Source organism: Microbacterium kunmingense (assembly GCF_023155745.1).
GTDB classification, from domain to species: Bacteria; Actinomycetota; Actinomycetes; order Actinomycetales; family Microbacteriaceae; genus Microbacterium; species Microbacterium kunmingense.
The window spans coordinates 101,578-127,169 of the sequence record NZ_JAKNUS010000002.1; the positions used below are offsets into that span (position 1 = coordinate 101,578).

Sequence of the window (25,592 nt, forward strand, 5' to 3'; positions counted from 1 at the left end):
CCTTCCAGGAGTGCTTCGGTGGCCTCGGCTAGAGCCGAGCGGGGGTCCGCGCATCGTCGGCGACGGCCGACGAGCTCGACGGAATGGGACGGAACCCGCGCAGCCGCAGGCTGTTGGTGACGACGAAGACCGACGAGAGCGCCATCGCGGCGGCGGCGACCAGCGGGTTGAGCAGGCCCGCCATGGCGACGGGAATGGCTGCGACGTTGTACGCGAACGCCCAGAACAGGTTGCCCTTGATGGTGCGCAGGGTGCGCCGGGCCAGCCGCACCGCGTCGGCGACGACCAGCAGATCGCCCGAGACGACGGTGATGTCGCTGGCCGCGATCGCGGCATCCGTGCCTCCGCCCATGGCGATGCCCAGGTCTGCCGCGGCGAGGGCTGCGGCGTCGTTGACCCCGTCGCCGACCATCGCGACCGTGTGCCCCTGCTCCTGCAGCCGGCGCACCGCGTCGAGCTTGCCGGCCGGGGTGACGCCGGATCGCACCTCGTCGATGCCGACCTGGGCGGCGATGTGCCGGGCGGCACCATCGTTGTCGCCGGTGAGCAGCACCGGCGTCATGCCCAGCGCGCGGAAGCGGGCGATGGCCTCGACGCTGGTGGGCTTGACGGTGTCGGCCACCGCGATGAGGCCCAGCGGGCTCCCATCGCGGCCGACGGCGACGACGGTCGCACCGCCGTCTGCGAGGGCGCCGGCCTCCTGCTGCAGGTTGTCGTCGACGCGGATGCCCCACTGTTCCTGCAGCCAAGATGGGCGGCCGGCCACGACGAGCGAGCCGCCGACCATCCCCTGCACGCCGAGCCCGGCACGCGAGTCGAACGTGTCGGCGGGCGCAACCGCACCGACTTCGGCCACGACGGCCCGGGCGACGGGATGCTCTGATCCGGATTCGACCGCCGCCGCCGCCGAGGCGAGCAGCTCTTCGCCGCTGACACCGGGCGCGGGGCGAACGGCAGATACCGCCATGGTGCCGGTGGTCACCGTGCCGGTCTTGTCCAAGACGATGACGTCGACGTCGTGGGTCTGCTCCAGCACCTGCGGCCCGCGGATGAGGATACCCATCTGCGAGCCGCGTCCAGTGCCGACCAGCAGCGCGGTCGGGGTCGCGAGCCCCAGCGCGCACGGGCAGGCGATGATGAGGGTCGCCACGGCGGCGGTGAATGCGAGCTCCAGGCTGCCGCCGGCGATCATCCAGCCGACGAACGCGGCGATGGACAGCAGGATCACGACCGGCACGAACACCGCCGAGACGCGGTCGGCGAGGCGTTGCACCCGGGCCTTCCCGGTCTGCGCGTCTTCCATGAGCCGCCGCATCCGGGCCAACTCCGTGTCGGCACCGACCCGGGTGATCTCCACGACCAGGCGCCCGCCGACGTTGACCGTCGCCCCGACGACGCGGGAGCCCACCCCCACCTCGACCGGCACGGACTCGCCCGTCAGCATGCTCGCGTCGACGGCCGAGGACCCGTCGACGACCAGACCGTCCGACGGGATCTTCTCGCCGGGACGCACCAGCACGGTGTCACCAACGGCGAGCTGATCGACCGGGATGCACTGCTCCACGCCGTCGACCAGGCGCACGGCGTCTCGCGCCCCCAGCTCGAGCAGCGCTCGCAGCGCCTCCGACGACGACTTCCGGGCCCGCGCTTCCGCGTAGCGCCCCGCCAGGAGGAACACCGTCACCAGCGCGGCGACCTCGAGGTAGATCTCGTCACCCCCGGCCTGGGGAGCGCCGATCAGAGTGAAGGTCATCGTCATGCCCGGGACCCCCGCGCCGCCGAAGAACAGCGCGAACAGCGACCACCCGAACGCCGCGGTCACGCCGACGCTGATCAGGGTGTCCATCGTCGCCGCACCGTGTCGGGCGTTGATCGCGGCGGCGCGGTGGAACGGCCACGCGCCCCACACCGCCACGGGAGCAGTGAGCGTCAGCGCCAGCCACTGCCAGTACTCGAACTGCAGCGCCGGGATCATCGACATGAGAGCGACCGGCACCGACAGCGCGGCGCTGATCAGCAGACGCCGACGCAGCGAGACGAGCTCGAGATCCACCGGCTCGGTGCCGTCATCGGGGGCGTCGGCCACCGGCGGCGCGGGAAGCGCAGCCTGGTAGCCGGCCGACTCGACCGTCGCGATCAGCGCGGCTGGGTCGACGTCATCGCCGCGCACCCGAGCCTTCCCGGTTGCGTAATTGACGGTCGCCTCCACCCCGGGGAGCCTGTTGAGCTTGCGCTCGATGCGCGTCGCGCACGACGCGCACGTCATCCCGGTGATGTCGAGCTCGACATCACCCATGGTCATGACGTCACGCGCGCCAGGGTGTACCCGGCCTCTTCGACGGCTGACTGGATCTCGGCGTCGGCGATCGGCGCCGAACTGCGGATCTCGACCCGGGAGGCGCCACCGGCGTTCAGCTTCACCGAGACGTCGTCGACGCCCTCGATCGCCGAGAGCTCCTCGGTCACGCTGCTGACACAGTGCGAGCAGGTCATCCCCGACACGAACACCTCGGACGTCACTGCGCCGTCCATCGGCTTCGTCTCAGCGGATGCGGCGGCGGAGGGTGCGCAGCAGGCGCATCCCCCGCCGGCATCCTTCAGTCCCAGATCGATGCGGTTGTCGGTGGTCATGGTGTCTCCTTCATCGTCGGGGGTCTCAGGAACGCACAAGGCGGGCGATGGCATCGTTGGCCTCACGGATCTTCTCCGCCGCGACCGGGCCACCCTCGGCACTGGCTTCCGCCACGCAGTGGCTCAGGTGATCACCGAGAAGACTGAGAGCCACCGTCTCGAGCGCCCTGGTCGCCGCCGACACCTGCGTGAGGATGTCGATGCAGTACTTGTCTTCCTCGACCATCCGCGCGATGCCCCGCACCTGCCCTTCGGCACGTCGCAGCCTCTTGAGCAGGTCATCCTTGTTTGCCACGTAGCCGTTCAGATGGGCGACTATACCCCCCGTGGGTATGCACGTCAATGCTCCTTTACTCTACCCCGGCACGGTATGGCAAGGCCCGTGTGCCGATCAGCCGCCGAGAGGTAGCGTGCTGGCTTCATACATGGGCCAGCCTCCCTACTCGAAAGGACGCGTCATGCCGGAAGAACCGCAGCACACCGACCAGCAGGACCGGAGCGAGACCCGCAAGTCACGCGCGATGTACATCCGATTCGGCGCCATGATCCTCACCGCGGTCGTCGTGATGTACTTCGTCATGTTCGCCGGCTCGTGGGAATGGGGCCACATCCGTCTCAGCGAGAGCCGCATCTTCATGGCGATCACCATGGGCGGGACGATGGTGCTCATCATGCTCGCCTGGATGCTCGACATGTACAAGAACACCAAGGCGAACATCGCGATCATCGTCGCCGGAGTTCTGCTGGTCGGCGGTGGCATCTATCTGGATCGCAGCCAGATCACGGTCGACGACATCGGATTCATGCAGGGCATGATCCCCCACCACTCTCTCGCGATCACCCGATCGGAACGGGCTCAGATACAAGACGTGCGCGTCTGCGAACTCGCCGTCGCGATCAGTGAGGCGCAGAAGCGCGAGATCCTCGAGATGGATTGGCTCACCGCAGACATCCGGGAGAATGGCCTGGCTCTGACATCGGAAGACGCCCAGGCGCGCCCCGTGCCGACATTCGACGAACCAGCTGATCGCCAGTGCGCTGATCGCTGACTGGCCGGGCGTGTCCGCGCTGGCGACCGAGAGGCGTCGCGCAACGTCGGCATGGCCGGACTCAGCCCCGGTCGTGTCGACTCCGGACGTGAGAGTCGGCGCCCGTCGGCGATGATGTCGATCGCCCTTGCAGCGCCGTGCGATTACTCTGAACGCGAGGGGAGGTGAGATCTCGGTGATCGCTATCTCACAGCATCCGCGCCGCTCCGTTTTCGGGGCGGGCCGTTCTGTGTTCCTGCTCATCGTCCTCACTGCCGCGCTCGCGTTCGGACTGATGGCGATGCACGCGCTGAACACCCCCACCACTCATACCGAGCCTGCCGCGATATCGATGCCCGACGCGGGCTCCCCCTCGGATCCTCACGCATCATCGACCGACGCGGGCTGTGCGGACTGCGGCGGGCACGAGGCCATGCTGGCAATGGCGTGCGTGTTCGCCCTCCTGGCCGCGACGCTCCTGATTCTGCTTCCCCGCGTCGGCGTCAGTTGGGGTGTCGCGTTCGGCCGAGCCGGACCAGTCCCGATCACCGGCCGGATCCCGTCGACGCGGCCGCCGTCGCTTCTCGTTCTCTGCATCAGTCGTACGTGATCTCAGCCCGCTGATCTATAGGTCAGCCGAGCTTCCGCGTGCGATCGCCCCGATCGTGCGCATCACACACGACTGAGGAAAACCCCAATTGAAGAACCGCATTGCGGCGACCGCCGCAACCGCCCTTACCGCCATACTCGCCCTCGCCGGTTGCGCCAGCACCGCAACCGGACCGGGTGATATGCCCGGAACGGACTCATCGACATCCGCGGACGCCGACGCGAACAGCGCCGATGTGCAGTTCGCGATGATGATGATCCCTCACCACGAACAAGCTGTCGAGATGGCCGAGATGGTCCTCGCGAAGGACGACATCGACGAGCGCGTCGTGGCCCTGGCCGAACAGATCAAGGCCGCCCAAGGCCCGGAGATCGAGCTGATGGAGTCATGGCTCGATGACTGGGGCACCCCGATGGGGGACATGGACGGAATGGATCACGGAGGGATGATGTCGGACACGGACATGCGCGCCCTTCAGGATGCCACCGGCGTGGAGGCGTCGCGTCTCTTCCTGGAGCAGATGATCGTGCACCACGAGGGCGCGATCCAGATGGCGCAGACCGAGGTGGAACACGGTCAGAACGCTGATGTGATCGCCCTCGCCGAGAACATCATCGCCTCGCAAACCACGGAGATCACCACGATGGAGGAGATTCTCGCCACCCTTTGATTGTACTGGGCCGGTCAGACCTGGCCGGCCCAGTACATGGACAAGGGACTGCTGCCCGGATAGGTGACAGGTCAAAGCGTCACCTACTCGTGCAGTATTCCCGATTGCGGCCTTCTGACTTCCGGCGGAGTCACCTGCGGGTCGCCCAGCTCGATTCAGCACAAGAAAGCCCAGGCCAGCAGCCGGTGCGACACCTCACCAGATGGCCGCAGGGTGTTGCGCTCCGGGGTCACCTGGGCGGTCACTTGGCGCAATCGGCATGCGTTTCCGCCACGTTCTACATGTGGAATGCATCCGCGATAATGGCGCCTGACCAGGGATTTTTCTGCGGAGACGGAAGGATTTGAACTCTGAAGGTTCGACATTTCCAACATTTCGACGGCCACAGTCCCGCATGATTCCGCGGAATCACTGCTTTCCACGCTGTGCTCAGTGACGGTCGTTTGCGGTCGATTCTTCCCAAACGTTTCCCACGTGCCGGAGCCGTTCGGGCGAGCGATCCCGGGGATCTGCGGCCCGGCTACCACCCGCGTCGATCACGTCTCCGGCCACTCAGTGTTAGCCCGTGCGCGGCCGCAGGTCGGGACGTTCGTCCCGACCTGCGCCGTCCGTATCGGACGTAGGGTGGACGTGTCCTCGACACCCACCCAGGGTATGCGCGAGGTCATCGCAGGTCTTGGTGACCTGTCCAGAAGGAGTGGTGTTCTGATGATGTGGGATGACGGCGACGGCGGCTACGACATGGGCTTCGGGATGGGCATGGGCTGGGGCTGGGGTTGGCTGTGGGTCATCCTCATCCTGATCGGGATCGGGCTGCTGGTGTTCGTGGCGATCCGGCTGAGCACGCGCACGAACGCGGCCCCGCCCGCCGCCGCACCTCCCGCGGTCGGCACGCCGGCCCCAGGGGCTGAGGTGTCGTCGGCGCGGCGGATCCTCGAGGAGCGGTACGCGCGCGGTGAGATCGACACGGATGAGTTCAACGAACGTATGCGTACTCTCAACGGCGCATGAGCGGGGGGATCACACGCCGGCAGGCTCTGACGATCGGCGCTCTCGGTGTGGGCGCGCTCGGCATCGGCGCGACCGGGTTGGTGTGGACGACGGTCGGATCACAGACCTCCGGGAGCGGAACGGCGACCGCGACGTCGGGGGCGGCCGGGTGGGTCGAGCCGTCGGTGCTGGAGTCGGTCGACGGTGTGCTCGATGTCACGTTGCAGGCGGCCGAGCGGGAGGTGGAGGTCGGTGGCGCGTCGGTGCGGATGCTGACCTACAACGGCACCGTTCCCGGACCCACGCTTCACCTCCGTCCCGGTGATCTCCTGCGGGTGCGGCTGCAGAACGACCTCACCGACCCGACGAATCTGCACACGCACGGTCTGCTGGTGTCGGCATCCGACAACAGCGACAACCCGTTCCTGCGCATCGGTGCCGGGGAGAGCTTCGACTACGAGATCCAGCTCCCGGACGATCACCCGGCCGGAGTGTTCTGGTACCACCCGCATCATCACGAGCTGGTCGCCGATCAGGTGTTCGCCGGCCTGTACGGTGCGATCATCGTGGACGAGGAGGACTGGTCCCAGGCGCCGCCGCGGGTCGTGGTCGTCTCGGACGTGACGATCACAGATGGTGCGGTCGCGTCGGTGTCGGGAGTCGAGCGGATGCTGGGACGCACCGGCGAGGTGCTGCTGGTCAACGGCCAGCCCTCCCCGACGCTTCCCGCGCCCGCGGAATCGGAGCAGCGACTCCTGATCGTCAACGCGTGCACGAGCCGCTACCTCGACCTGCGACTGGGCGACCTGGACGCCCGGGTGCGCGGGATCGACTCACACCGCCGCACCCCACAGTCCGCGGATCGGCTGGTCCTCGCCCCGGGGAACCGCGCCGATGTCGTGATCACCACTCCCACAGCGGCGACGGACCTGGTGGCTGCCGCCTACGACCGAGGACAGGCGGGGATGGGGATGATGGGCGGCGGTTCCACGACGTCGCCCGAGGCTGTCGTGCTCACCGTGGTCCCGGATGCCGGAGCGACGCCCCCCGTGGTCGCCGACCCGGTCGTGAGTACCCGCCGCGACCTTCGCGAGACTGCGGTCGACGGCACGCGGACGCTCACGATGAGCATGGGCATGGGCGGCGGCGCGGGCATGCGGTTCCTGATCGACGGGCGCGCGTTCGATGCGGGCCGGACCGATCAGAGTGTGACGATCGGGACCGTCGAGGACTGGACGATCGTGAACGTGTCGCCGATGGACCACCCGTTCCACCTGCACGTCTGGCCGATGCAGGTCCTCCGCGCGGGAAGCGCCGACGTTACCGGTGTGGACGTCCGAGACGTCGTCGACGTGCCCGCGGGGACGTCGGTCACGGTGCGGATCGCGTTCGACCGGTTCCCCGGCCAGACCGTCTACCACTGCCACATCCTCGACCACGAAGACCTCGGCATGATGGGTGTCGTCGACGCCGCGTAACCCCGCGCTCGCCCCGCGGGCTCGCCCGCCGGGCGAGCCCGGCTACGATGGCTGGGTGCCGAAGGGGCAGCGGATGAACGAGCGGTCGAACGCAGCGGGTGGCGGCAGCGCCTCCCGCCGGTGGTTCGCCGTGATCGTGGTGTCGCTGCTGATGGCCGGGCTGGTCGGCATGCACGCATTGTGGACCGGGTCCTCGACAGCACACACCGAAACGACGTCGACGCTGATCGCGGCCGACTCGACAGGGGGAGGCCATGACGCCGCTGCCGTGTCGGCATCCGTGGCCGCGTCGGCACCGTTGTCGGCGCCGGCCGATCTCAGCGCCGACTGCGCGGGGTGTGCGACGGTCGGCAGCCATGATGTCGCGGCGATGTGCGTGACCGCGCTGATCCTCATCGTTCTGCTCGCCGTTCGAGCTCTGCCCAGAGAGGTGCGCATCGGCGTCGCTGCGATGGCCCTCAGCCGACTTGTGGGCGCGATGCGCGCGAGTGCGCGCCCCTCCTCGCCGGATCTGACGGCGCTTTCGATCAGTCGCACGTGAGGGGTGCGCCCGACTTGTCGGGCTCGCCTGGTCTTCGCCGTTTCGGCGCCACCCCTTCACCTTGATCAAGAGAACCCTCATGCACTTCCGCGTTCGCGCGGCGGTGGCCATTGCCGCTGTCGCCACCCTCAGCCTCACCGCCTGCACCGCACAGACCACCACCGCGGGCGACGACCACTCGTCCGCCCTGTCCACCCACGTCCACGCGATCATCACCGACCCGGCAACCGGCACCACGATCCTCGGCACCCACGACGGTCTCCTCCCGGTCGATGCCGACGGCGGCATCGGGGACCCGATCGGCGGGTACGAATTCGACGCGATGGGGCTCGCCGTCACCGGCGACGCCTTCGTCGCGTCCGGCCACCCCGGCGCGAACACCCCCGCAGAGTGGGGATCCCCGCACCTCGGCATCATCCGCAGCGACGACGCCGGCCAGACCTGGTCCCCCATCGCGTACACGAGCGAGAAGGACTTCCACGCCCTGACCGCCGGACCCGACGGCACCCTGTACGGGCTCTCGACCGACGAGCCGGCCGTTCTGACCAGCACAGACGGCGGTTCGACCTGGACAGCAGCGGGCGCGAACATTTCCGCGTACGCGCTCACCGTCGACGACACCGGCACCGTCTACGCCACCACCCCCGGCGGGGTTCTGTTCAGCGTGGACGGCGCAGTCACCTTCGCGCCCGTCCCGGATGCGCCGACACTTTATCTACTGTCGGCATCCCCCGACCACTCGACGCTGGTCGGAGTCGACGTCGAAGGCACGATCTGGACGAGCGCGGACGCCGCCGTATCGTGGGTCGAAGCGGGCAGCGCGGACGGCCAGGCGCAGGCGATCGCTCTCACCTCGTCGGGAGAGATCGCCGTGGCCGACGACAGCGGGCTCCGGCTCCTCGGCGGCGACCAGTGATCCGGGGCCTGCGATTCGGGAGGTGCACGTGAGCGAGCAGGACACGAAGATCAGTCTCGTCGGCTCGGTGGCGCTGGGCACCGGGGTGATGATCGGCGCGGGCATCTTCGCGCTGGTCGGGCAGGTCGCCGGACTCGCCGGCGACTGGTTCCCGGTGGCGTTCATCGCCGGCGCCGCCGTAGCCGGTGTCAGCTCGTACGCCTACGCGCGGTACTCGAGCGTGAACCCGTCAGCGGGCGGCATCGCCATGCTGCTGAAAGACGCCTACGGCCCGGGCGTGGTCGCGGGGTCGTTCTCGCTGTTCATGTACGTGTCGATGGTGGTCGCCGAGAGCCTCCTCGCCCGCACCTTCGGCACCTACCTGCTGCGACCCTTCGGGCTCCAGGACTCCGTCGTGCTGGTGCCGCTGCTGGGGGTCATCGCGATCGCGGCCGCGGCGGTGGTCAACCTCGTCGGCAACCAGCTCGTCGAACGCTCCGCGCTGGTCACCGCTGTCCTGAAGATCGTCGGGATCGCAGTACTCGCGGCGGCCGGGCTCATCGGCGCAGCCGCCACCGGCGCGGGGTTCTTCTCGGACGGCTCGGACAGCGGAGACGGCTTGCTCGGGGTGGTGGCTGCCGTCGCGCTGTGTGTCCTCGCATACAAGGGCTTCACGACGATCACCAATCAGGGCGATGACGTAAAGGACGCCAAACGGAACATCGCCCGGTCCATCATGATCTCGATCGCGATCTGCGCGGTGCTGTACCTGCTGATCACCCTGTCGGTCGGGGCAAGCATCGGAGCATCCGGCGCGATCGATGCCCGCGACTACGCCCTCGCCGAAGCAGCCCACCCGCTGTTCGGCGCGTGGGGCGTCGGCATCACCGTGGCCGTCGCCGTGATCGCGACCCTCTCCGGACTGCTCGCCAGCCTGTTCTCCGTGTCGCGCCTGTACGGGATGCTGCAGGACATGAAGCAGGCACCCGCGCTTCCCGCGCGGGTGCCCCACCAGCCCCTGCTGATCACTGCCGGGGCCGCGATCGTCCTCACCGCGGTGTTCGACCTAGGCCGTATCGCAGCGCTGGGCGTGTTCCTCTACCTCACGATGGACATCGCCGTGCAGTGGGGAGTGCTGCGACGGCTCCGCGACAAGATCATTGCGCACCGCTGGCTGCCCATCGCCACCATCGTGCTGGACGTCGCGATCCTCGCCGCGTTCACGATCAGCAAGGTGCAGTCCGACCTGCTCACCGTCGGCGTCGCGGCGGGCCTCGCCGCGGTGATCTTCGCCGCACAGGCATGGGTCGTCACCCGTCGGCACCGAACCGAGACGAGCGGCCGATGACCCGACGCACAACGACGACACTGCGGCGTCTCACCGCCGCCAGCGCTGCCCTCGTCCTCACAGCCTCCCTGGCATCCTGCTCCGACAACCCCCTCTCCGACCAGTACCGGGCGGGCGACAACAAGGGGTTCATCGCCGCCGACGGCTTCCGAGTCGTCGAGATCCCCACAGCAGACCGCAGTCGACCCGTCACGTTCCAGGGAGTGCTCGACACCGGCGACACCGTCACCAGCGACGAGTACGCCGGCGATGTCGTGGTCGTGAACTTCTGGTACGCCGCATGCGCGCCGTGCCGTTTCGAGGCGCCGGAGCTCGAAGCCGCGCACGAGGCGTTCGCAGACGATGACGTGTCCTTCCTCGGCGTGAACATCTACGACAGCGCCGCCGCCGCGACCGCGTTCGCCGACACCTACGGCATCACCTACCCCAGCGCCCTCGCGACCGTGGATGGGTCCGTGAAACTCGCATTCGCGGAAGAGACACCGTTGAACGCCGTCCCGACGACGATCGTGCTGGACCGCAAGGGCAGGGTCGCCGCCCGCATCATCGGCCAGCTCAGCAGCGCCTCGATCCTCAAAACGCTCATCTCCGAGACACTGGACGAATCGTGACCCTCGTCGACTCCGTCGCCGGCGGATCCCTGCTCGTCGCCATCCCGATCGCCGTGCTCGCCGGACTGGTGTCCTTCCTCTCCCCCTGCGTCCTTCCCCTGGTGCCCGGCTACCTCGGCTACATCGGCGCCGCCGCAGCACCCCGCACGACACACACACCCGCGCCTCGAGCACACCTCGACGAGCCGGACAGCACCACCGACGCGGAGTGCCACGACCCGACCGCGGCCGCCCCGGTATCCGCCGCTCCGACCCCGACCGCGACTCTCACGACCGGTCGGCACCGTGTTGTGATCGGCGTGGTGCTGTTCATCGCCGGATTCACCGTCGTGTTCATCAGCGTGGCTATGCTCGGCGGCACCGCCGGAAGGCTCCTCCTGGAATACGCCGACCCGATCACCCGCGTCCTCGGCGCGTTCATCATCATCATGGGCGTGGTCTTCATCGGCGGCCTCCGGTTCGCGCAACGCACCATGCGGCCACGCGTGCGCGGAAGGATCGGATTGGCGGGAGCCCCCCTGCTGGGCATCGCTCTCGGCATAGGTTGGACACCCTGCATCGGACCCACCCTCGCCGTCATCCTCGGGATGTCCTTCGATCAGGCATCCGCTGCACGCGGCGCGCTCCTCGGCCTCGCATACTCGCTCGGTCTCGGCATCCCGTTCATCCTCCTCACCTTCGGATTCGGCTGGGCGACCCGATCCGTCGGAGTGATGCGCCGCCACATCCGCCTGATCAACATCATCGGCGGCACACTCCTCATCGCGCTCGGCACGCTCATGGTCACGGGCCTGTGGACCGCGCTGATGTCGAACCTGCAAGGCGTGTTCTTGAGCGTCCCCCTCCCCATCTGACGACACAGCAGTCCCCGCACCCGACGTGGATCCCCTCCCGAGGGAATACCCCTAGGGGGTATCGTGGTTGGGGTGAGCAAGTCTTGTGAGGGACGAGTGGGCATCACCCATCCCACTCCACAGCGAGGGAGCACACCATGATCGACCCACACGCGCACCACCACCACGCGCGCACCACCACCGACCACCCAGACCCGGCGGCCAAGCCGACCGACGCGGCCGTCCACGACGAGCACGCCCGACACGGCGGCCATGAGGCGCACGCCGACCACGGTGCGCACGCCGACCACGACGCGCACGCCGACCACGGTGCACATGACAGCCACGGGGAGCATGCCGGTCATGACAGCCACGCCGACCACGGGGAGCATGCGGGCCATGGCGGGCACGCCGGACATGGCGCACATCATGTCGCCCAGTTCCGGCGGCTGTTCTGGATCAACCTGATCCTCGCCGTCCCGGTCGTGGCGTTCTCCGGCATGTTCGGGATGGTCCTGGGCTACTCGGTTCCCTCGTTCCCCGGAGCACAGCTGATCTCTCCCGTGCTGGGCACCGTGATGTACTTCTGGGGCGGCTGGCCGTTCCTCAGCGGCGCGGTCAGCGAACTCCGAGCCCGCAAACCCGCGATGATGCTCCTCATCGGTCTCGCGATCTCCGTCGCATTCTTCGCATCCTGGGGCGCCACCCTCGGACTCCTCCACCGTGAGCTCGAGTTCTGGTGGGAGCTCGCGCTGCTGATCGTGATCATGCTGCTCGGCCACTGGATCGAGATGCGGTCCCTCGCGCAGACCACCTCCGCACTGGACTCCCTCGCCGCGCTCCTGCCCGACGAAGCGGAACGCGTCGAAGGCGACCAGGTCGTCACCGTCTCCCCCGCCGACCTCCGACTCGGCGATGTGGTCGTCGTCCGCCCCGGCGGCAGCGTCCCCGCGGACGGCAGGGTCGTGGAGGGCCGCGCCGACATGGACGAATCCATTGGTCACCGGCGAATCCCGCCCCGTCAGCCGGACCGCGGGCGACACGGTGACCGCCGGAACCGTCGCAACAGATTCAGGCTTGCGGGTCGAGGTCACCGCTACGGGCGATGACACCACCCTCGCCGGCATCCAGCGGTTGGTCGCCGACGCGCAGAACTCGACCTCGAGGGCGCAGCGGATCGCCGACCGCGCCGCCGGCTGGCTGTTCTGGTTCGCGCTGGGTGCCGCCGCACTCACCGCGCTCGTCTGGACGCTCGTCGGAGACCCGGACACCGCGGTGATCCGGACGATCACCGTGCTGGTGATCGCGTGCCCCCACGCGCGGGGTCTGGCCATCCCCCTGGTCGTGTCGATCGCCACCGAGCGCGCGGCCCGCGGCGGTGTTCTCGTCAAGGACCGCCTCGCCCTGGAGAGCATGCGGACCATCGACGCGGTCCTGTTCGACAAGACCGGCACCCTCACCAAGGGCGAGCCGACCGTCACCGGCATCTCCACCGCCGATTCCGACTCCGCCGAGACCGTTCTGGCACTCGCGGCCGCCGCCGAAGCCGACAGCGAACACCCCCTCGCCAAGGCCATCGTGCGAGCTGCCCGCGAGAAGGATCTGACCATCCCGTCCGCTGCCGGCTTCACCTCGTCCCCCGCGGTCGGGGTGACCGCGACCGTCGAGAACCATGAAGTCCGCGTCGGCGGCCCCGCTCTCCTCGAAGAGCTCGGCCTCAACGAGATCGAGGATGCCGACGCGTGGCGAGCGGAAGGCGCGATCATCCTCCACGTCGTCCGAGACGGTCGGGCCATCGGCGGCCTCAAGCTCGCCGACGAGGTCCGTCCCGAGTCGCGCGATGCCGTCGACGCGCTCCATGCCCTCGGCATCGAGGTCGTGATGATCACCGGCGACGCCGAAGCCGTCGCCCACGCGGTCGGCGAGGACCTCGGCGTCGACCGGGTGTTCGCGCGCGTGCGCCCCGAGGACAAGTCCGCCAAGATCGCCGAGCTGCAGGCCGAAGGCAAGCGCGTCGCGATGGTCGGAGACGGCGTCAACGACGCGCCCGCCCTCGCCCGAGCGGACGTCGGCATCGCGATCGGCGCCGGCACCGACGTCGCCATCGCCTCCGCGGGCGTGATCCTCGCCAGCGACGATCCCCGGTCCGTGCTGTCGGTGATCGAGCTGTCCCGAGCGAGCTACCGGAAGATGAAGCAGAACCTGTGGTGGGCGGCCGGCTACAACCTCATCTCCGTGCCCCTCGCCGCCGGCGTCCTCGCTCCCATCGGATTCGTCCTCCCCGTGTCCGTCGGGGCGATCCTGATGTCGCTGTCCACGGTGGTGGTCGCCCTCAACGCGCAGCTGCTGCGGAGCCTCGACCTCACCCCGGCGAACAGCGCCCGCACGATCCTCGGCCGCTGACGCCACCCGGCGAATCACCACGCAGACGGCAACAGCGCTCCCCTCAGGCAAAGATCCCGGGGGGAGCGCCGTTCGTCGAGTCAGCCCGTGGTCGCCATCACTGAACAGCCCGCGGAGTCACCCCGTTGCTGTGGAGACCGCATCACCGACCCGTGCTCATGACGTGGACGCAAGGCTGTACCCGGCCTCCTCGACCGCATGCCGCACCTGCACCGCATCCACCGGCGCCGTGCTGGTCACGGTCACCGTCGATACGCCGCCCGCCTTCAGATCGACGTCGACACCGGAGACACCATCGATCGCGGACACCTCCTCGGTGACGCTGCGCACGCAGTGCGAGCAGGTCATGCCCTCGACCAGGAACTGAGCCGACACCTCGTCGCCCTCGATCGGCTCCGCAACGAGGGCGGCCGCGTCCTTGGTCGCAGTGCTGTGGGAGGTGGGGCTGCAGCACGCGCAGCCGCCACCGTTGGTCGACCGCAGTCCGAGGTCCCGCAATCCCTGTCCGGCCATGATGTGCTCCCTTCGCGAGCGTTGAGTGAATGTGAAATGCGCGCTTCTATGAGCGCACCAGGCGCGCGATGGCCGCGTTCGCCTCACGCAGCTTCTCCTGCGCGACCGGCCCGCCTTCGCCGACGGCTTCCGCGACGCAATGTCCGAGGTGGTCTTCCAGCAGAGTCAGCGCAACCGACTCCAACGCCTTCGTGACCGCGGAGACCTGGGTGAGGACGTCGATACAGTAGGCCTCCTCGTCGACCATTCGCGCGATCCCGCGCACCTGGCCCTCGGCCCGACGCAACCTCATCAGCAGCGCCTGCTTGTCGCCCGAATATCCGTGTGCCATCCCGCACCTCCGTCGCACCATCCAATATACCCGCTAGGGGTATGGGGTATAAAGAGGCGCGATTGGGCGGATCCGAGTCAGTGCCTGTTGTCGACGGAAACAGCCATTGCCGCATCCCACCCACGATGTGGGTATATCTAGATAGGTAGATATACATATGCCCTTGAGGAGCACACTGTGACGATGAAGACGACGCCCGTTCGCGGGAACGAGCCGATGGCGGCGGGCCAGGCGTCCGCCCTGGCCGAGTTCCTGCGCACCCTGGGCGACGCGACCCGGTTGCGGATCCTGACCGCCTTGGACGGCGTGTGCGTGCCGGTCACCGCGATCGTCGAGGCCACCGGGGAACGCCAGCCGACCGTGTCTCACCACCTGCGCATCCTGCGCGACCGCGGTCTCGTGGTCGGGGAGCGGCGCGGCGGCTACGTCTACTACTGCCTCGCGACCGAGGGCATCCGCGACGCTCTTGACGTCCTCCAAGGTCTGGCCGGCGGCGAGCCAGCCGAGTGATCTCGATCTCCCCCACCGCCGACCCCGAACACCAGCCGAAAGGGAACCATCCGATGACCGCCCAGATCTCGCCGACTGCTCTCACCGTCGACGGAGGCGTCGACCTGCTCCTCCCCCGTGAGACACCGCTGGAGGTACTGGACGCGTTCGTGGCCTCGTGCAACGTCGGCGCGTGCGGGTGCGGCGACACCTTCGTCTCGCGCATCACCAATGTGGAACTGCACGACGAACCCGGACGCCGCAGGGTTCGGATCAGCGGCGACATCACCCCCGACGAGGTCCTCAGCGAGCTTGCCACCACCTCGCTGTCGCAACAGTCCTGACGACCCGACTGCGACTCGAGACCACCCCTCAGAAGCAACCCACGAGGCCCCCCTTGTTCGACTACGCCCAGCCTCCCCGCACAACAGGCGCCTCCCCCGCCGCATCCCGCTCCGCAGCTGACTGCTCGCCCATCATGGCGGACTCCGCGCGCCGAGCACCCAGCGGGAAGCCCGCGGGCAGACGAGTGCCGCGACGAATCGCATGACCGCCGCTACGCCGCCGCCGCGCCTCGGATTGCGGGAGAACGCTCCGCAGTTCGCGCTGCTCGTCGCCGTGAACGCACTCGTCGGGGGCATGGTCGGTCAAGAGCAGACCGTCCTGCCGTTGCTCGCGCGCGACGTGTTCGGGATCACCGGATACACCATGGTGCTCAGCTACGTCGCCGTGTTCGGAGTCACCAAGGCGATCTCGAACTGGTTCGCCGGCACCCTCTCGGACAGATTCGGACGCAAACCGGTGCTCCTGGCCGGGTGGCTCGTCGCAGTGCCCGTCCCGCTGATGCTGATCTGGGCACCCGACTGGGGATGGGTCGTCGCCGCGAACGCGCTCCTCGGGGTGAGCCAGGGCCTGACCTGGTCCACGCGACCGTGGTCATGAAGATCGACCTCGTCGGCCCCCGCCAGCGCGGTCTCGCGATGGGACTGAACGAAGCCGCCGGCTACGGCGCCGTCGCCGTCTCATCCCTCCTGGCCGGGTACCTCGCCACCGAATACGGGCTGCGCCCCGCACCGTTCCTGCTCGGCATCGCCTACACCGCCCTCGCGCTCATCATCACCGGCATCTTCGTACGGGAAACCCACGGACACGCCCACGCCGAGGCCGCACAACTCACACCCGCCACCACCCGGCCCAGCCAGGACGCCGGCCTGACGCACCGGCGGACCTGGTTCCTCGCGAGCATCGGCGAACCCGCGCTCGCCTCGGCCAGCCTCGCCGGGCTCGTGAACAACCTGAACTTCGGCCTCTCATGGGGACTGTTCCCCCTGCTGTTCGCCACCCGCGACCTCCCCACCGCGCAGATCGCGATCCTGTTCGCGCTGTACCCGGGCGTGTGGGGCATCGGGCAGCTGTTCACCGGAGCCCTGTCGGACCGCATCGGCCGCAAGCACCTCGTCACCGGCGGCATGGCCCTCCAGGCCATCGCCCTGGTCATCATCGGCGCCGGCAGCAGCCTCACCGTCTGGGCGACCGGGACGATCCTTCTCGGCCTGGGCACCGCGATGTCTACCCCACCCTCCTCGCCGTCGTCGGAGACGTCGCCCACCCCACCTGGCGTGCACGTGCCGTCGGGGTCTACCGCGTCTGGCGGGACCTCGGCTACGCCGTCGGCGCAATCATCGGCGGAATCGTCGCCGACCTCCTCGGCCTGCAGGCCGCGCTGTGGGTCGCCGCAGCGATCTCCGCGGTCGTCGCCGCGATCGTCGCCGGGAGGATGTACGAGACTCTCTCCACACAACACCGCAACGGAGCATCGGCCACCTGAGCCCTCTGCGGTGCTCCCAACGCGCCCTCTCCGACGCCGATCCGAGCGCGCACGACGGAGCCTCAATCGTGCACCATCCTGGTCGTACCCCACCCACCTCTTCCGGGCACTACCCGAGGTCACCGGTCGCCCATCATGCAAATACCGACAGTTGTCCGCAAGACACGCTGGTGCAGCTCGAGCGCACCCGCCAGCGTCCGCGGTCGGCGCTACCCTGACCCCGAGGTCACCCATGGGAAGCATCACGGCGTACGAGATCGCGGCGGGCAAGCGCTACCGCGTGCGCTGGCGCGATGACCAGCAGAAGCAGGTCGAGAAGAAGGGCTTCCGCACCAAGAAGGACGCCGAGCTCTACCTCGCGCACACCGAGGTCTCGCGCTCGAACGGCTCCTATACCGACCCCGGTGAGGCGCGTATCACTGTCGGAGCGCTGGGCGTCGAGTGGCTGCGCAACAAGAAGCACGCACTCAAGGCTTCCTCGTTCAGCTCCTTGAACACGTCGTGGCGGGTGTATGTCCTCCCCCGCTGGGGCGACGTTCGGATCGGAGACATTCGCGCGTCGCACGTGGAGCAATGGATCCGAGAGCTGTCGGAGGGCACCGCGACGACGACGCGGACGAAGAGCGCGAAGGCCGGCGCAAGCCCCCGGTCTGCAAGCGTCGTCTATCGCGCGCTCGGCGTGCTCGCCGGCATCCTTGACACAGCTGTGCGCGACGGACGCATCCCTCGAAACGTCGCTCGCGGCGCTCAGAATCTGCCCCCGAAACAGTCCCAGAAGCCGCGTCGCTACCTGACCCACAGCGAGGTCGTTCGCCTCGCCGAGGCGACCAACAACGACACGCATAGGACGCTGATCCTTCTGCTCTCGTACTGCGGCCTCCGGTGGAGCGAAGCGATCGGCATGCACGTGAGCGACATCATCTTCCCGAGACACCGAATTCAGGTGCAGCGAGCGGCGGTCGAGGTCGAAGGCAAGATCGTGCTCGGCACACCGAAGAACTGGGAGCGCCGGCTGGTGCCATTCCCGGCCTTCCTGGAAGAGCCGCTGGAGCAGCTGTGTCGCGGCAAGCGCGCCGACGATCTGGTCTTCACCGATCTGCAGGGCAAGCATCTGCGCCGCGCGAAGACGCAGCACGGCGTGAACTCGTGGTTCACCACGGCGCTCGACCTCGCCGACATCGAGCGGCTGACTCCGCACGACCTGCGTCACACCGCCGCGAGCCTCGCGATCTCGTCGGGTGCGAACGTCAAGGCCGTGCAGCGGATGCTGGGACACAAGTCGGCGGCGATGACGCTCGACACCTACGCCGACCTTTTCGACGACGACCTCGCCGACGTGGCCGAACGGATGAATCAGGGTGGGCTCAACGCGAACGTCGCGCGGCTCTGGGAGACCTGACGGGGCGTTTCGTCTCGCTGCGCTCGCTCAACGACCGACGGCGCATGAACTGCAACTAGCGGCTTTCGGACACGCTTTTCGACCTATATGCGCCAGAAGCTTGTGGGCGATTTGTGGGCGACTCGGTATCGCGCCGCTCATCCACGGGCGAAGAAAAGCCCCGCGATCCCTACTCTCGTAAGGGATCGCGGGGCTTCAACTCCGTGACAGCGGCAGTGGAGATGGGGGGAATCGAACCCCCGTCCATCGCTGGGATACTGCGTCTTCTCCGGGCGCAGTCTGTGGAGACGTTCTACTCGGCCCCGACCTTTGTCACAGACACCTAAGTCGACAGGCCCAGCCTGGGAAGAGTCCCGCGTGACGTCCAGGCGCCGTCACGCAGCAAGTCCCCTAGATGACGCCAGAATCCGTAGCGGGAACACCTACGGTCTGACGGAGTTCAGGCTCGCTTAGGCAGCGAGGGCGAACTCAGTGCGCTTAGGTTCGGCACTTATTGGTTCGCAGAGATCGTTAACGAGATAACTCTGCATCCTCGGCCCGCTTCCCGCAGATTCACAGGCGATGTCGAAACCGATCATCCCCATGAACCCCTCGAGAGGGAGCCGCTGTCGCGCTGTGGAATTGTGATGCCCGGCCGTGTGCCGGCCGAGCACATCAGGATACAACGGATGACCGCGCCGCGCCATTCCGCCAGGATGGCGGCGCACCGGGTGCCTCTCCCCGGCGCACCGCCACCACGTCAGGCGAAGTCCAGCGCTCCACGGACGATCGAATCGCCCGAGTGGGTCGGGTCGCCGTCCACCGGCTCATCCGAGACGTCCACTAGGACGAACTCGCGCAGATCGACGGCGTCGGGCACGACGAACTCGCCGGTCTGTCCCTCCAGCATGCCGAGGCTGATGATCTCGGTGGCGTCTTCGGTGATCAGCCACACTTCGCGGTTGCTGTCGGGATCGACGTCGGCCTCCAGGGTCACCTCGATGACCCGCTCGTCGCCGCGTTCGACCACCACGGCGGATCCCACCGCGCCCGGGTGGTCGGGGAACGCCGTGAGCTCCGCAGAGGCCAGCTCGACGACCGTTGCCTGCCGGGTCAGCGCCCACCCGCCCACGACGACGCCCAGGACAGCGACGCTCGCGGCCAGGACGAACAGACCCCTGATGAGCCCGCTGCGTCGCCGCCGCGGCACCGGCGTCTGCGCCGTGCCGCCCGTAGACCGGGGCGCTCCTACGTCCGCGGGGTTCATCCGGGCGGTCTCGGCGGCGGGGTCGATCTCCGCGGCGGCAGCCGCACCGGAGGTCGCGGCGGGGGCGGAAAAGCCGAGTTCTTCAGAGATACGTGACCAGACGCGCTCGGGTGGGGACTCCAGGTCTTCCAGAAGGACTGTCGAGCGGCCTGCGACGACGGTGCGGGTCAGAGCGGAGAGCTCCACTGCGCAGCGCGGGCAGCTGCTGAGGTGATCCTGTTCGGCAGGGGTTGCCACTGGCTCTCCGATCGCGAGGAGCGTCAGGACTTCGGGATCGAGGTGCGACTCAAGATGCGGCATGGCTCACCTCCAATCGGGATCGCAGACGGGTAAGGCTTCGGCGGATATGGCTCTTGACGGTGCCGAGGGGCATGTTCAGGCGTGAGGCGATCTGCTGGTGGGTCAGATCGTCGTAGAAGGCGAGCTTGACCACTTCTCGGGCGTCGGGTTCCAAGCGGCTTATCTCATCGGCGAGAAGGATCGTATCGCCGATGTCCACCTCGGGGGCGTCACGACCTGTCGGCTCGGCATACCTCTCCAGCTCGCGCTGCAGGGCTCCGATCCGCGCGCGCGCCTCGTGGGTGTCGGCGATGCGGCGCCGGGCGATGGCGATGAGCCAGGTGGACACCCGCGCCTTGGCGGGATCGAAGCTCGCGCGCGAACCCCACGCGGAGACGAAGGTCTTCTGAGTGACGTCTTCCGCGTCGGTGCGGTCGCCGAGCGAGCGCAGCGCCAGGGTGAACACCACGGGCGACCAGCGCCGGTAGATCTCCTCGAGCGCCCTCTCATCCCCGTCGCGGAAGCGTTCGCCGACGCCCTCGTCGGCTGATCCCGGCGGGGAGACCGCCGAATTGTCGATGGTCATCGTGGCGCTCACTCCTGTACGGGGGTGGCGAGGGCCACCACATTGTCCTCGTAGCGACCGATCGAGGCGTCGAACGGTCCGCCACAGGTGATGAGCACCAGCATGGGGGAACCCGACCTGGCGAACAAGTCATCGACAGGCAGGTCCGCCTTCTTGTAGTAGGTGACGGAGTCCAGTCGGTACCGGGTGAGGTTGCCCGTGTCGTCGGTCACTTCGATGAGCGTTCCCTGCGCCAGGTCGCGGATGCGACTGAACGGGCCGATTCCGTAGCCCGGCATATCGACGTGGGCCGAGACGACCGTGCGCCCCTCCGGGGACTGCGGGCCGGGACCGAAGCGGTACCACCCGGCCACGGCGGGATCCTCAGGAAGCTCCATCGCCTGGTTCGCATCGACGCCGACCGGGATCACCGGGACGTCGATTCCCGCGTCGGCGACCGACACCCGCACCGGGGCCGGTACGACGGCGGCCGGTGCGGGTGTGGCCGGCGCCACGGGGATCTCAACAGAGGGGGTAGGCGCCGGGACCGAGATCTCCGGGGCGGGAAGCGAGGTGGCCGGCTGCGGCGCCGATTCGACCGACGCGGTGCCGCAGCCGGTGAGGGCGAGGACGAGCAGTGCCACCAGCGGTACCGCTCGCCTCGCCCTCATCATCCTTCTATCCTCGCTGATCAGCGTCCGCTGCGAGCACGGACGGCGACCACGGTGCCACCGGCGACACCGAGGGCGACCAGGAGGCCGGCGGCAAGCCACGCACCCTGCACGAGCGTGTCCTGCGCGGCCAGCTGGCCACCGGCACCCGACGGGACACCACCCGAGGGGCCACCGTGCAGTCCGTCGATCGTCTGGACGGCCAGCGCGAGGTTGCCGGCCTCAGCCGAGCCCCACGCGTAGACGATCGTGAGCGTTCCTTCGGCGACGTTGACGTCTGCCGGGCCGATGACCGGGTCGGTCGTTCCCTCCAGGGCGACCGCGGCCGACACGGTGCCGGCGGGCAGGTTCAGCGTGTCCTCGTTCGGGTTGGTGAGCCCGGTGATGACGGCGGTGCCGCCGGCGAGGATGTCGACGGCCGGAGCCGCGGCGACGTGGCGGACGGTGAGGCGGCCTTCGCCCGCAGCGGTCTGCGCGGTGTCGTTGACGAAGGGCGTCAGCGTCGGAGTGCCCTCTGCGCTGAGGTGGGCCACCGCCGTGTAGTTGACGCCGGCTTCCAAGGTGACGTCAGCTGCGAGGCCCTCGATCGGGGAGCTCGCGTCAGTCGCGTCAGGAGCCGTGATGGCCACCGCGTAGGTGCCAGCCGGCAGCGGCAGAGGACCGGCGAGGTCGCCGGGCTGGAAGTCGTCCAGGGTCAGCTCACCGTCGACCCAGACGTCGACGGGGGTGTCGGGGATGCCGTGCAGCACCGAAAGCTGAGCTTCGCCGCTCGTGCTCGCGTTGGCGGGAAGGGCAAGGCCCAGTGCCGCGACAAGGCCGACCGTGAGGCCGGCAACCATGGTCTTGCGCATGAAGATCCTCCTGGGGTGAGTGGCAGTGAAGGTCACCGCCTTTCATGAAGTACTTCCCCGCACCGCGCACGTTTGGATGCAGCAGCATGAGATTTTTCTGATTCCGCGTCGTAGAGTCACCCTCATGAGCGAGGTCGTGGTGACGGTGCACGGGGAACATGTGGCCCGGGTGGCCCCCGAGGAGGCCGTAGCCACCCTGGTGGTCCGCGCCGAAGGAGCGGCCCGGGAGCGCGTCGTTCATGACGTGTCGGCGTGGACGGCGCCGCTGCGGGATGAGCTCGCGACGGCCGAAGCCGAGGGGCGTGTCGCCCAGTGGTCGAGCGACGGCATGTCGGTGTGGGCGGAGCGGCCCTGGAACGCCGAAGGCAAGCGTCTCGCGCCCGTCTTCCACGCCGCCGTCACGGTGACCGCGACCTTCACCGACTTCGACGCCCTCTCGGCCTGGGCGAGCGAGGTCATCGCCCGGGAGGGGGTGCAGTTCTCCGGCCTCGAGTGGCGCCTCTCGCCGCTGACCAAGGCCGCACTCGAACGGTCCGTCGCCGCCGAGGCCGTCACCGTCGCCGTCGAACGCGCGACCGCCTACGCCCGCGCGCTCGGGCTGAGCGCCGTCAGCGCCGTCGAGATCGCCGATGCCGGGATGCTCAGCGACGATCGCGGCGGGCGGGGTGAGTCGGCGCGGCCGCTCATGGCGCGCGCGGCGTTCAGCGGCGACGCCGGCGGTGCCGACATCCGGCTGCAGCCGGCGGACGTGGTCGTCAGCGCCACCGTCGACGCGCGATTCATCGCGCGCTGAAGATCAGTCGCCGAGTCGATTGCGGGTGCGCATCGCCCGCTCCGCCTCGCGGCGATCCTGACGTTCCCGCAGGGTCTGCCGTTTGTCGAACTCGCGCTTGCCCTTCGCCACCGCGATCTCCACCTTCGCCCGACCGTCGGAGAAGTACAGACGCAGCGGCACGAGGGTGTACCCCCCGGCCGAGACCGCGTGGGAGAGCTTGACGATCTCGTCCTTGTGGAGGAGGAGCTTGCGGGTGCGCTTGGCCGCGTGGTTGGTCCAGTGCCCCTGCGAGTACTCCGGGATGTGAACGGCATCGAGGAAGGCCTCCCCGCCGTCGATGTAGGCGTAGCCGTCGGTGAGGTTCGCCCGCCCCTGGCGCAGCGACTTCACCTCGGTACCGGTGAGGACCAGCCCCGCCTCATAGGTCTTGTCGATGAGGTAGTCGTGGCGCGCGCGACGATTCGTCGCGATGACCTTCTCACCGCGTTCGCGTGCCATGCTCGCTCTCCTCCTTCAGGGCCGCGCGGCAGCATCCGATCATCCGGGTCGCGCACGGCAGCCCGCCAGTTTAGCAAGCTTCAGGTGCGAAGCCAGCGGCGGATGGCGAAGCTGGCCGACAGCGCTGCCAGAACGACCCCGATCGTGACGATGACGGGGATCACCACGGCGACGTCGCCGCCGTCGACCCAGGTCGTGACGAACTGGACCCGGCCGCGGAGCTCTTCGACGCCGAAATGCAGTCCCACGATGACCGTCACACTGGCGAGGACCGAGCCGATCAGGGCGGCGAAGACGCCCTCCAGGACGAACGGGGTCTGGATGAATCGGTTCGACGCGCCCACCATGCGCATGATCCCGAGCTCGCGGCGCCGGGCGAATGCCGAGAGCCGGATCGTCGTGGCGATGAGCAGGACCGCGGCGATGAGCATGAGCGCGGCGATGCCCACGGCGATGTAGGTCGCCACGGTCAGCGCCGAGAACAGCGGATCGAGGTACTGCAGCTGATCCTCGACGACTTCGACGCCCTCCATGCCCTGGAAGGCCTCGATGATGACGTCGGAGCGTCGATGATCGACGAGGTTGATCCGGAAGGTCTCGTTCAGCTGGTCGGGGGTGATGACGCTGGCGTAGTCCTCGCCGAGGAGGTCGATGACGTTCTGGTAGGCCTCGTCCCGGTTCTCGAAGCGCACCGCGTCGATGAGGGGCGCGATGGCGGGGCTGTCGAGCTGGCTCTGCACGGCGGCGATCTGGTCCTCGGTGGCCACCCCGCCGGCACACGTCCCCTCCTGGGTCGACACCGAGGTGCACATGCTGATCGCCACCTGCGCGCGGTCGGCCCAGAAGCTCTCCATCTTGCCGATCTGCATCTGCATGAGGATGGCCGCTCCCACGAAGGTCAGGGAGACGAAGGTGACGAGCACCACCGAGATGACCATCGACGCGTTGCGGCGAAGCCCCGTGAAGGCCTCGGCCAGCACCAGACCGACCCTCATGAGGTCGGTCCCACTTCATCGTCGCGATCGCGGCGGCCGAGCCCCAAGCGGTCGGCGACGCCGAGCTCGGCGACCTCCACCTCCGGGATGTCCTGGACGGGCACCGGTTGCGTCTGCGGCCGCGTGATCTCGCGCGGCGGGGCGGCGTCGGGCTGCCGGTCTGCGTCGGCCCGAGCGGCCGGAACCGCCACGGGCTCGGGTGTCAGGTCTCGGCCCTCCCCCGCCCAGGGCGGGGCGACGGAGTCGACCGGCAGACTCGTGCCGGCCATCGCCGCAGCTTCCCGCTGCAGTTCGAGCACCGCCGTCAGGGCCGCCACCGCCGCGGCGCCGCGCTCGGGTTCGGGGGCGAGACTCGGAATCGCCGAGGTGTCGCCGTACCCGCCATGGCGCTCGTCACGGACCATCTCGCCGTTCTTCAGCTCGATCACACGCCGCTTCATCTGGTCGACGAAACCCGCCTCGTGGGTGGCCATCACGACCGTGGTGCCGTTGGCGTTGATGCGGGCGAGCAGCTGCATGATGTCCACCGAGGTGGCCGGGTCGAGGTTCCCGGTCGGTTCGTCGGCGAGGAGCACCTGGGGCCGGTTCGCCAGGGCGCGCGCGATGGCGACACGCTGCTGCTCCCCGCCGGAGAGTTCGTGCGGGAACCGCTTCTCCTTGCCGGCCAGGCCCACCAGCGCCAGCACCTCGGGAACGGCCTGCTGGATGAAGGCGCGGGATGACCCGATCACCTGCAGTGTGAACGCGACGTTCTGGAAGACCGTCTTCGACGGCAAGAGGCGGAAGTCCTGGAACACCGCCCCGATGTGGCGGCGGAAGTACGGAACCTTGCGATTGGAGAGCGTTCGGACGTCGCGGCCGAGCACGACCACCCGCCCGTCGCTGGGAACGTCCTCTCGCAGGATCAAGCGCAGGCACGAGGACTTCCCCGACCCCGACGCCCCGACGAGGAAGACGAATTCGCCGCGGAGCACCTCGAAGTCCACCTTGTTCAGGGCAGGGCGGGAGGTGCCGCGATAGTGCTTCGTGACGTTCTCGAACCGGATCATGGCGTCACGAGCCTAAGCGGCGGTTCGCGCAAGGCGCCCAGCGACACCCGGCGCGGCGTCATCCG

At 68.5% G+C, this 25,592-nt stretch carries 26 protein-coding genes, 1 other RNA gene and 2 pseudogenes; 16 read left to right on the forward strand and 13 right to left on the reverse strand.

Annotated features, from left to right (window positions below):
* Positions 1-28: 28 nt before the first annotated feature.
* The 3 genes from MA875_RS03125 to MA875_RS03135 are packed head-to-tail and all read right to left on the reverse strand — an operon-like array spanning position 29 to position 2,938.
* Positions 29-2,302, reverse strand: coding sequence for a heavy metal translocating P-type ATPase (locus MA875_RS03125; protein WP_248240225.1), 2,274 nt, complete (start codon positions 2,300-2,302; stop codon positions 29-31).
* On the reverse strand, positions 2,299-2,631 hold the full coding sequence (locus tag MA875_RS03130) for a heavy-metal-associated domain-containing protein (RefSeq protein WP_248240226.1): 333 nt from the start codon (positions 2,629-2,631) through the stop codon (positions 2,299-2,301). The genes MA875_RS03125 and MA875_RS03130 overlap by 4 nt, the downstream gene beginning before the upstream one ends.
* A 25-nt stretch (positions 2,632-2,656) precedes the next feature.
* Positions 2,657-2,938: a metal-sensitive transcriptional regulator gene (locus MA875_RS03135; protein WP_248240652.1), complete on the reverse strand. Its 282-nt coding sequence runs from the start codon at positions 2,936-2,938 to the stop codon at positions 2,657-2,659.
* 151 nt (positions 2,939-3,089) lie between these two features.
* Between MA875_RS03135 and MA875_RS03140 the strand changes: the two genes are divergently transcribed.
* From MA875_RS03140 to MA875_RS03190, 11 genes and pseudogenes are all read left to right on the forward strand, one after another.
* On the forward strand, positions 3,090-3,680 hold the full coding sequence (locus MA875_RS03140) for a DUF305 domain-containing protein (RefSeq protein WP_248240227.1): 591 nt from the start codon (positions 3,090-3,092) through the stop codon (positions 3,678-3,680).
* 229 nt (positions 3,681-3,909) lie between these two features.
* Complete coding sequence (locus tag MA875_RS03145; RefSeq protein ID WP_248240228.1) at positions 3,910-4,269, forward strand: DUF6153 family protein; 360 nt, start codon at positions 3,910-3,912, stop codon at positions 4,267-4,269.
* Between the two features lie 88 nt (positions 4,270-4,357).
* A complete protein-coding gene (locus tag MA875_RS03150; RefSeq protein ID WP_248240229.1) occupies positions 4,358-4,939 on the forward strand; it encodes a DUF305 domain-containing protein in 582 nt (193 codons plus the stop codon).
* A 654-nt stretch (positions 4,940-5,593) separates the two neighbouring features.
* Entirely contained in the window at positions 5,594-5,950 is a 357-nt protein-coding gene (locus MA875_RS03155) for an SHOCT domain-containing protein (protein WP_248240230.1), read from the forward strand.
* On the forward strand, positions 5,947-7,407 hold the full coding sequence (locus MA875_RS03160; RefSeq protein ID WP_228178043.1) for a multicopper oxidase family protein: 1,461 nt from the start codon (positions 5,947-5,949) through the stop codon (positions 7,405-7,407). The genes MA875_RS03155 and MA875_RS03160 overlap by 4 nt, the downstream gene beginning before the upstream one ends.
* A gap of 55 nt (positions 7,408-7,462) precedes the next feature.
* Entirely contained in the window at positions 7,463-7,948 is a 486-nt protein-coding gene (locus MA875_RS03165; protein WP_248240231.1) for a DUF6153 family protein, read from the forward strand.
* A 79-nt stretch (positions 7,949-8,027) separates the two neighbouring features.
* Positions 8,028-8,864 (forward strand): F510_1955 family glycosylhydrolase, encoded by an 837-nt coding sequence (locus MA875_RS03170; RefSeq protein ID WP_228178041.1) that lies wholly within the window; start codon positions 8,028-8,030, stop codon positions 8,862-8,864.
* Between the two features lie 28 nt (positions 8,865-8,892).
* Positions 8,893-10,191 carry an APC family permease gene (locus MA875_RS03175; RefSeq protein WP_248240232.1) on the forward strand — a complete coding sequence of 433 codons (1,299 nt, stop codon included), beginning with the start codon at positions 8,893-8,895 and terminating at the stop codon, positions 10,189-10,191.
* The gene (locus MA875_RS03180) at positions 10,188-10,802 is read left to right on the forward strand and encodes a TlpA family protein disulfide reductase (protein WP_248240233.1); all 615 of its coding nucleotides are present in this window, start codon (positions 10,188-10,190) and stop codon (positions 10,800-10,802) included. Before MA875_RS03175 ends, MA875_RS03180 begins: the two co-directional genes overlap by 4 nt.
* A 29-nt stretch (positions 10,803-10,831) precedes the next feature.
* Positions 10,832-11,656 (forward strand): cytochrome c biogenesis CcdA family protein, encoded by an 825-nt coding sequence (locus tag MA875_RS03185; protein WP_248240653.1) that lies wholly within the window; start codon positions 10,832-10,834, stop codon positions 11,654-11,656.
* 137 nt (positions 11,657-11,793) lie between these two features.
* Positions 11,794-14,038 (forward strand): annotated as a pseudogene (locus MA875_RS03190) (heavy metal translocating P-type ATPase).
* Positions 14,039-14,194: 156 nt separating this feature from the next.
* Here MA875_RS03190 and MA875_RS03195 read toward each other — a convergent pair.
* On the reverse strand, positions 14,195-14,551 hold the full coding sequence (locus MA875_RS03195) for a heavy-metal-associated domain-containing protein (protein WP_195691743.1): 357 nt from the start codon (positions 14,549-14,551) through the stop codon (positions 14,195-14,197).
* A gap of 46 nt (positions 14,552-14,597) precedes the next feature.
* Positions 14,598-14,882 (reverse strand): metal-sensitive transcriptional regulator, encoded by a 285-nt coding sequence (locus MA875_RS03200; RefSeq protein WP_228178038.1) that lies wholly within the window; start codon positions 14,880-14,882, stop codon positions 14,598-14,600.
* 183 nt (positions 14,883-15,065) lie between these two features.
* On the opposite strand from MA875_RS03200, the gene MA875_RS03205 reads away from it, so the two are divergent.
* From MA875_RS03205 to MA875_RS03220, 4 genes and pseudogenes are all read left to right on the forward strand, one after another.
* The gene (locus MA875_RS03205; RefSeq protein ID WP_194385022.1) at positions 15,066-15,392 is read left to right on the forward strand and encodes an ArsR/SmtB family transcription factor; all 327 of its coding nucleotides are present in this window, start codon (positions 15,066-15,068) and stop codon (positions 15,390-15,392) included.
* 53 nt (positions 15,393-15,445) lie between these two features.
* The gene (locus MA875_RS03210) at positions 15,446-15,715 is read left to right on the forward strand and encodes a hypothetical protein (RefSeq protein ID WP_194385021.1); all 270 of its coding nucleotides are present in this window, start codon (positions 15,446-15,448) and stop codon (positions 15,713-15,715) included.
* Positions 15,716-15,917: 202 nt separating this feature from the next.
* A pseudogene (locus MA875_RS03215) lies at positions 15,918-17,199 on the forward strand (MFS transporter).
* Positions 17,200-17,431: 232 nt separating this feature from the next.
* The gene (locus MA875_RS03220) at positions 17,432-18,598 is read left to right on the forward strand and encodes a site-specific integrase (protein ID WP_194385019.1); all 1,167 of its coding nucleotides are present in this window, start codon (positions 17,432-17,434) and stop codon (positions 18,596-18,598) included.
* Between the two features lie 213 nt (positions 18,599-18,811).
* On the opposite strand, the gene ssrA is transcribed toward MA875_RS03220, so the two are convergent.
* The 5 genes from ssrA to MA875_RS03245 form a co-directional block, all read right to left on the reverse strand.
* Positions 18,812-19,180, reverse strand: a transfer-messenger RNA (tmRNA) gene (gene ssrA / locus MA875_RS03225).
* A gap of 157 nt (positions 19,181-19,337) precedes the next feature.
* On the reverse strand, positions 19,338-20,144 hold the full coding sequence (locus tag MA875_RS03230) for an anti-sigma factor (RefSeq protein ID WP_248240234.1): 807 nt from the start codon (positions 20,142-20,144) through the stop codon (positions 19,338-19,340).
* Complete coding sequence (locus MA875_RS03235; protein ID WP_248240235.1) at positions 20,131-20,709, reverse strand: RNA polymerase sigma factor; 579 nt, start codon at positions 20,707-20,709, stop codon at positions 20,131-20,133. The genes MA875_RS03230 and MA875_RS03235 overlap by 14 nt, the downstream gene beginning before the upstream one ends.
* 8 nt (positions 20,710-20,717) lie before the next feature.
* Complete coding sequence (locus MA875_RS03240; RefSeq protein WP_248240236.1) at positions 20,718-21,332, reverse strand: class F sortase; 615 nt, start codon at positions 21,330-21,332, stop codon at positions 20,718-20,720.
* 47 nt (positions 21,333-21,379) lie between these two features.
* Positions 21,380-22,210, reverse strand: a complete 831-nt coding sequence (locus MA875_RS03245) for a DUF4397 domain-containing protein (RefSeq protein ID WP_248240237.1) — start codon at positions 22,208-22,210, stop codon at positions 21,380-21,382.
* Positions 22,211-22,334: 124 nt separating this feature from the next.
* On the opposite strand from MA875_RS03245, the gene MA875_RS03250 reads away from it, so the two are divergent.
* Positions 22,335-23,003, forward strand: coding sequence for an SIMPL domain-containing protein (locus tag MA875_RS03250; protein WP_248240239.1), 669 nt, complete (start codon positions 22,335-22,337; stop codon positions 23,001-23,003).
* Positions 23,004-23,006: 3 nt separating this feature from the next.
* Here MA875_RS03250 and smpB read toward each other — a convergent pair whose 3' ends face one another.
* The 3 genes from smpB to ftsE form a co-directional block, all read right to left on the reverse strand.
* Positions 23,007-23,483: an SsrA-binding protein SmpB gene (gene smpB / locus MA875_RS03255; RefSeq protein WP_141938912.1), complete on the reverse strand. Its 477-nt coding sequence runs from the start codon at positions 23,481-23,483 to the stop codon at positions 23,007-23,009.
* Between the two features lie 80 nt (positions 23,484-23,563).
* Entirely contained in the window at positions 23,564-24,478 is a 915-nt protein-coding gene (gene ftsX, locus MA875_RS03260) for a permease-like cell division protein FtsX (RefSeq protein WP_248240241.1), read from the reverse strand.
* Entirely contained in the window at positions 24,475-25,527 is a 1,053-nt protein-coding gene (gene ftsE, locus MA875_RS03265; protein WP_248240243.1) for a cell division ATP-binding protein FtsE, read from the reverse strand. The genes ftsX and ftsE overlap by 4 nt, the downstream gene beginning before the upstream one ends.
* Positions 25,528-25,592 lie beyond the last annotated feature (65 nt).

Bases quoted from the DNA above. Each gene is read 5' to 3' on its own strand.
- MA875_RS03220 (WP_194385019.1), top strand. From the start codon at position 17,432: ATGGGAAGCATCACGGCGTACGAGATCGCGGCGGGCAAGCGCTACCGC.
- MA875_RS03130 (WP_248240226.1), bottom strand. From the start codon at position 2,631: ATGACCACCGACAACCGCATCGATCTGGGACTGAAGGATGCCGGCGGG.
- MA875_RS03140 (WP_248240227.1), top strand. From the start codon at position 3,090: ATGCCGGAAGAACCGCAGCACACCGACCAGCAGGACCGGAGCGAGACC.
- ftsX (WP_248240241.1), bottom strand. From the start codon at position 24,478: ATGAGGGTCGGTCTGGTGCTGGCCGAGGCCTTCACGGGGCTTCGCCGC.
- MA875_RS03250 (WP_248240239.1), top strand. From the start codon at position 22,335: ATGAGCGAGGTCGTGGTGACGGTGCACGGGGAACATGTGGCCCGGGTG.
- smpB (WP_141938912.1), bottom strand. From the start codon at position 23,483: ATGGCACGCGAACGCGGTGAGAAGGTCATCGCGACGAATCGTCGCGCG.
- MA875_RS03170 (WP_228178041.1), top strand. From the start codon at position 8,028: ATGCACTTCCGCGTTCGCGCGGCGGTGGCCATTGCCGCTGTCGCCACC.
- MA875_RS03125 (WP_248240225.1), bottom strand. From the start codon at position 2,302: ATGACCATGGGTGATGTCGAGCTCGACATCACCGGGATGACGTGCGCG.
- MA875_RS03200 (WP_228178038.1), bottom strand. From the start codon at position 14,882: ATGGCACACGGATATTCGGGCGACAAGCAGGCGCTGCTGATGAGGTTG.
- MA875_RS03155 (WP_248240230.1), top strand. From the start codon at position 5,594: ATGCGCGAGGTCATCGCAGGTCTTGGTGACCTGTCCAGAAGGAGTGGT.
- MA875_RS03210 (WP_194385021.1), top strand. From the start codon at position 15,446: ATGACCGCCCAGATCTCGCCGACTGCTCTCACCGTCGACGGAGGCGTC.
- MA875_RS03235 (WP_248240235.1), bottom strand. From the start codon at position 20,709: ATGACCATCGACAATTCGGCGGTCTCCCCGCCGGGATCAGCCGACGAG.
- MA875_RS03230 (WP_248240234.1), bottom strand. From the start codon at position 20,144: ATGCCGCATCTTGAGTCGCACCTCGATCCCGAAGTCCTGACGCTCCTC.
- MA875_RS03180 (WP_248240233.1), top strand. From the start codon at position 10,188: ATGACCCGACGCACAACGACGACACTGCGGCGTCTCACCGCCGCCAGC.
- MA875_RS03245 (WP_248240237.1), bottom strand. From the start codon at position 22,210: ATGCGCAAGACCATGGTTGCCGGCCTCACGGTCGGCCTTGTCGCGGCA.
- ftsE (WP_248240243.1), bottom strand. From the start codon at position 25,527: ATGATCCGGTTCGAGAACGTCACGAAGCACTATCGCGGCACCTCCCGC.
- MA875_RS03160 (WP_228178043.1), top strand. From the start codon at position 5,947: ATGAGCGGGGGGATCACACGCCGGCAGGCTCTGACGATCGGCGCTCTC.
- MA875_RS03205 (WP_194385022.1), top strand. From the start codon at position 15,066: ATGAAGACGACGCCCGTTCGCGGGAACGAGCCGATGGCGGCGGGCCAG.
- MA875_RS03195 (WP_195691743.1), bottom strand. From the start codon at position 14,551: ATGGCCGGACAGGGATTGCGGGACCTCGGACTGCGGTCGACCAACGGT.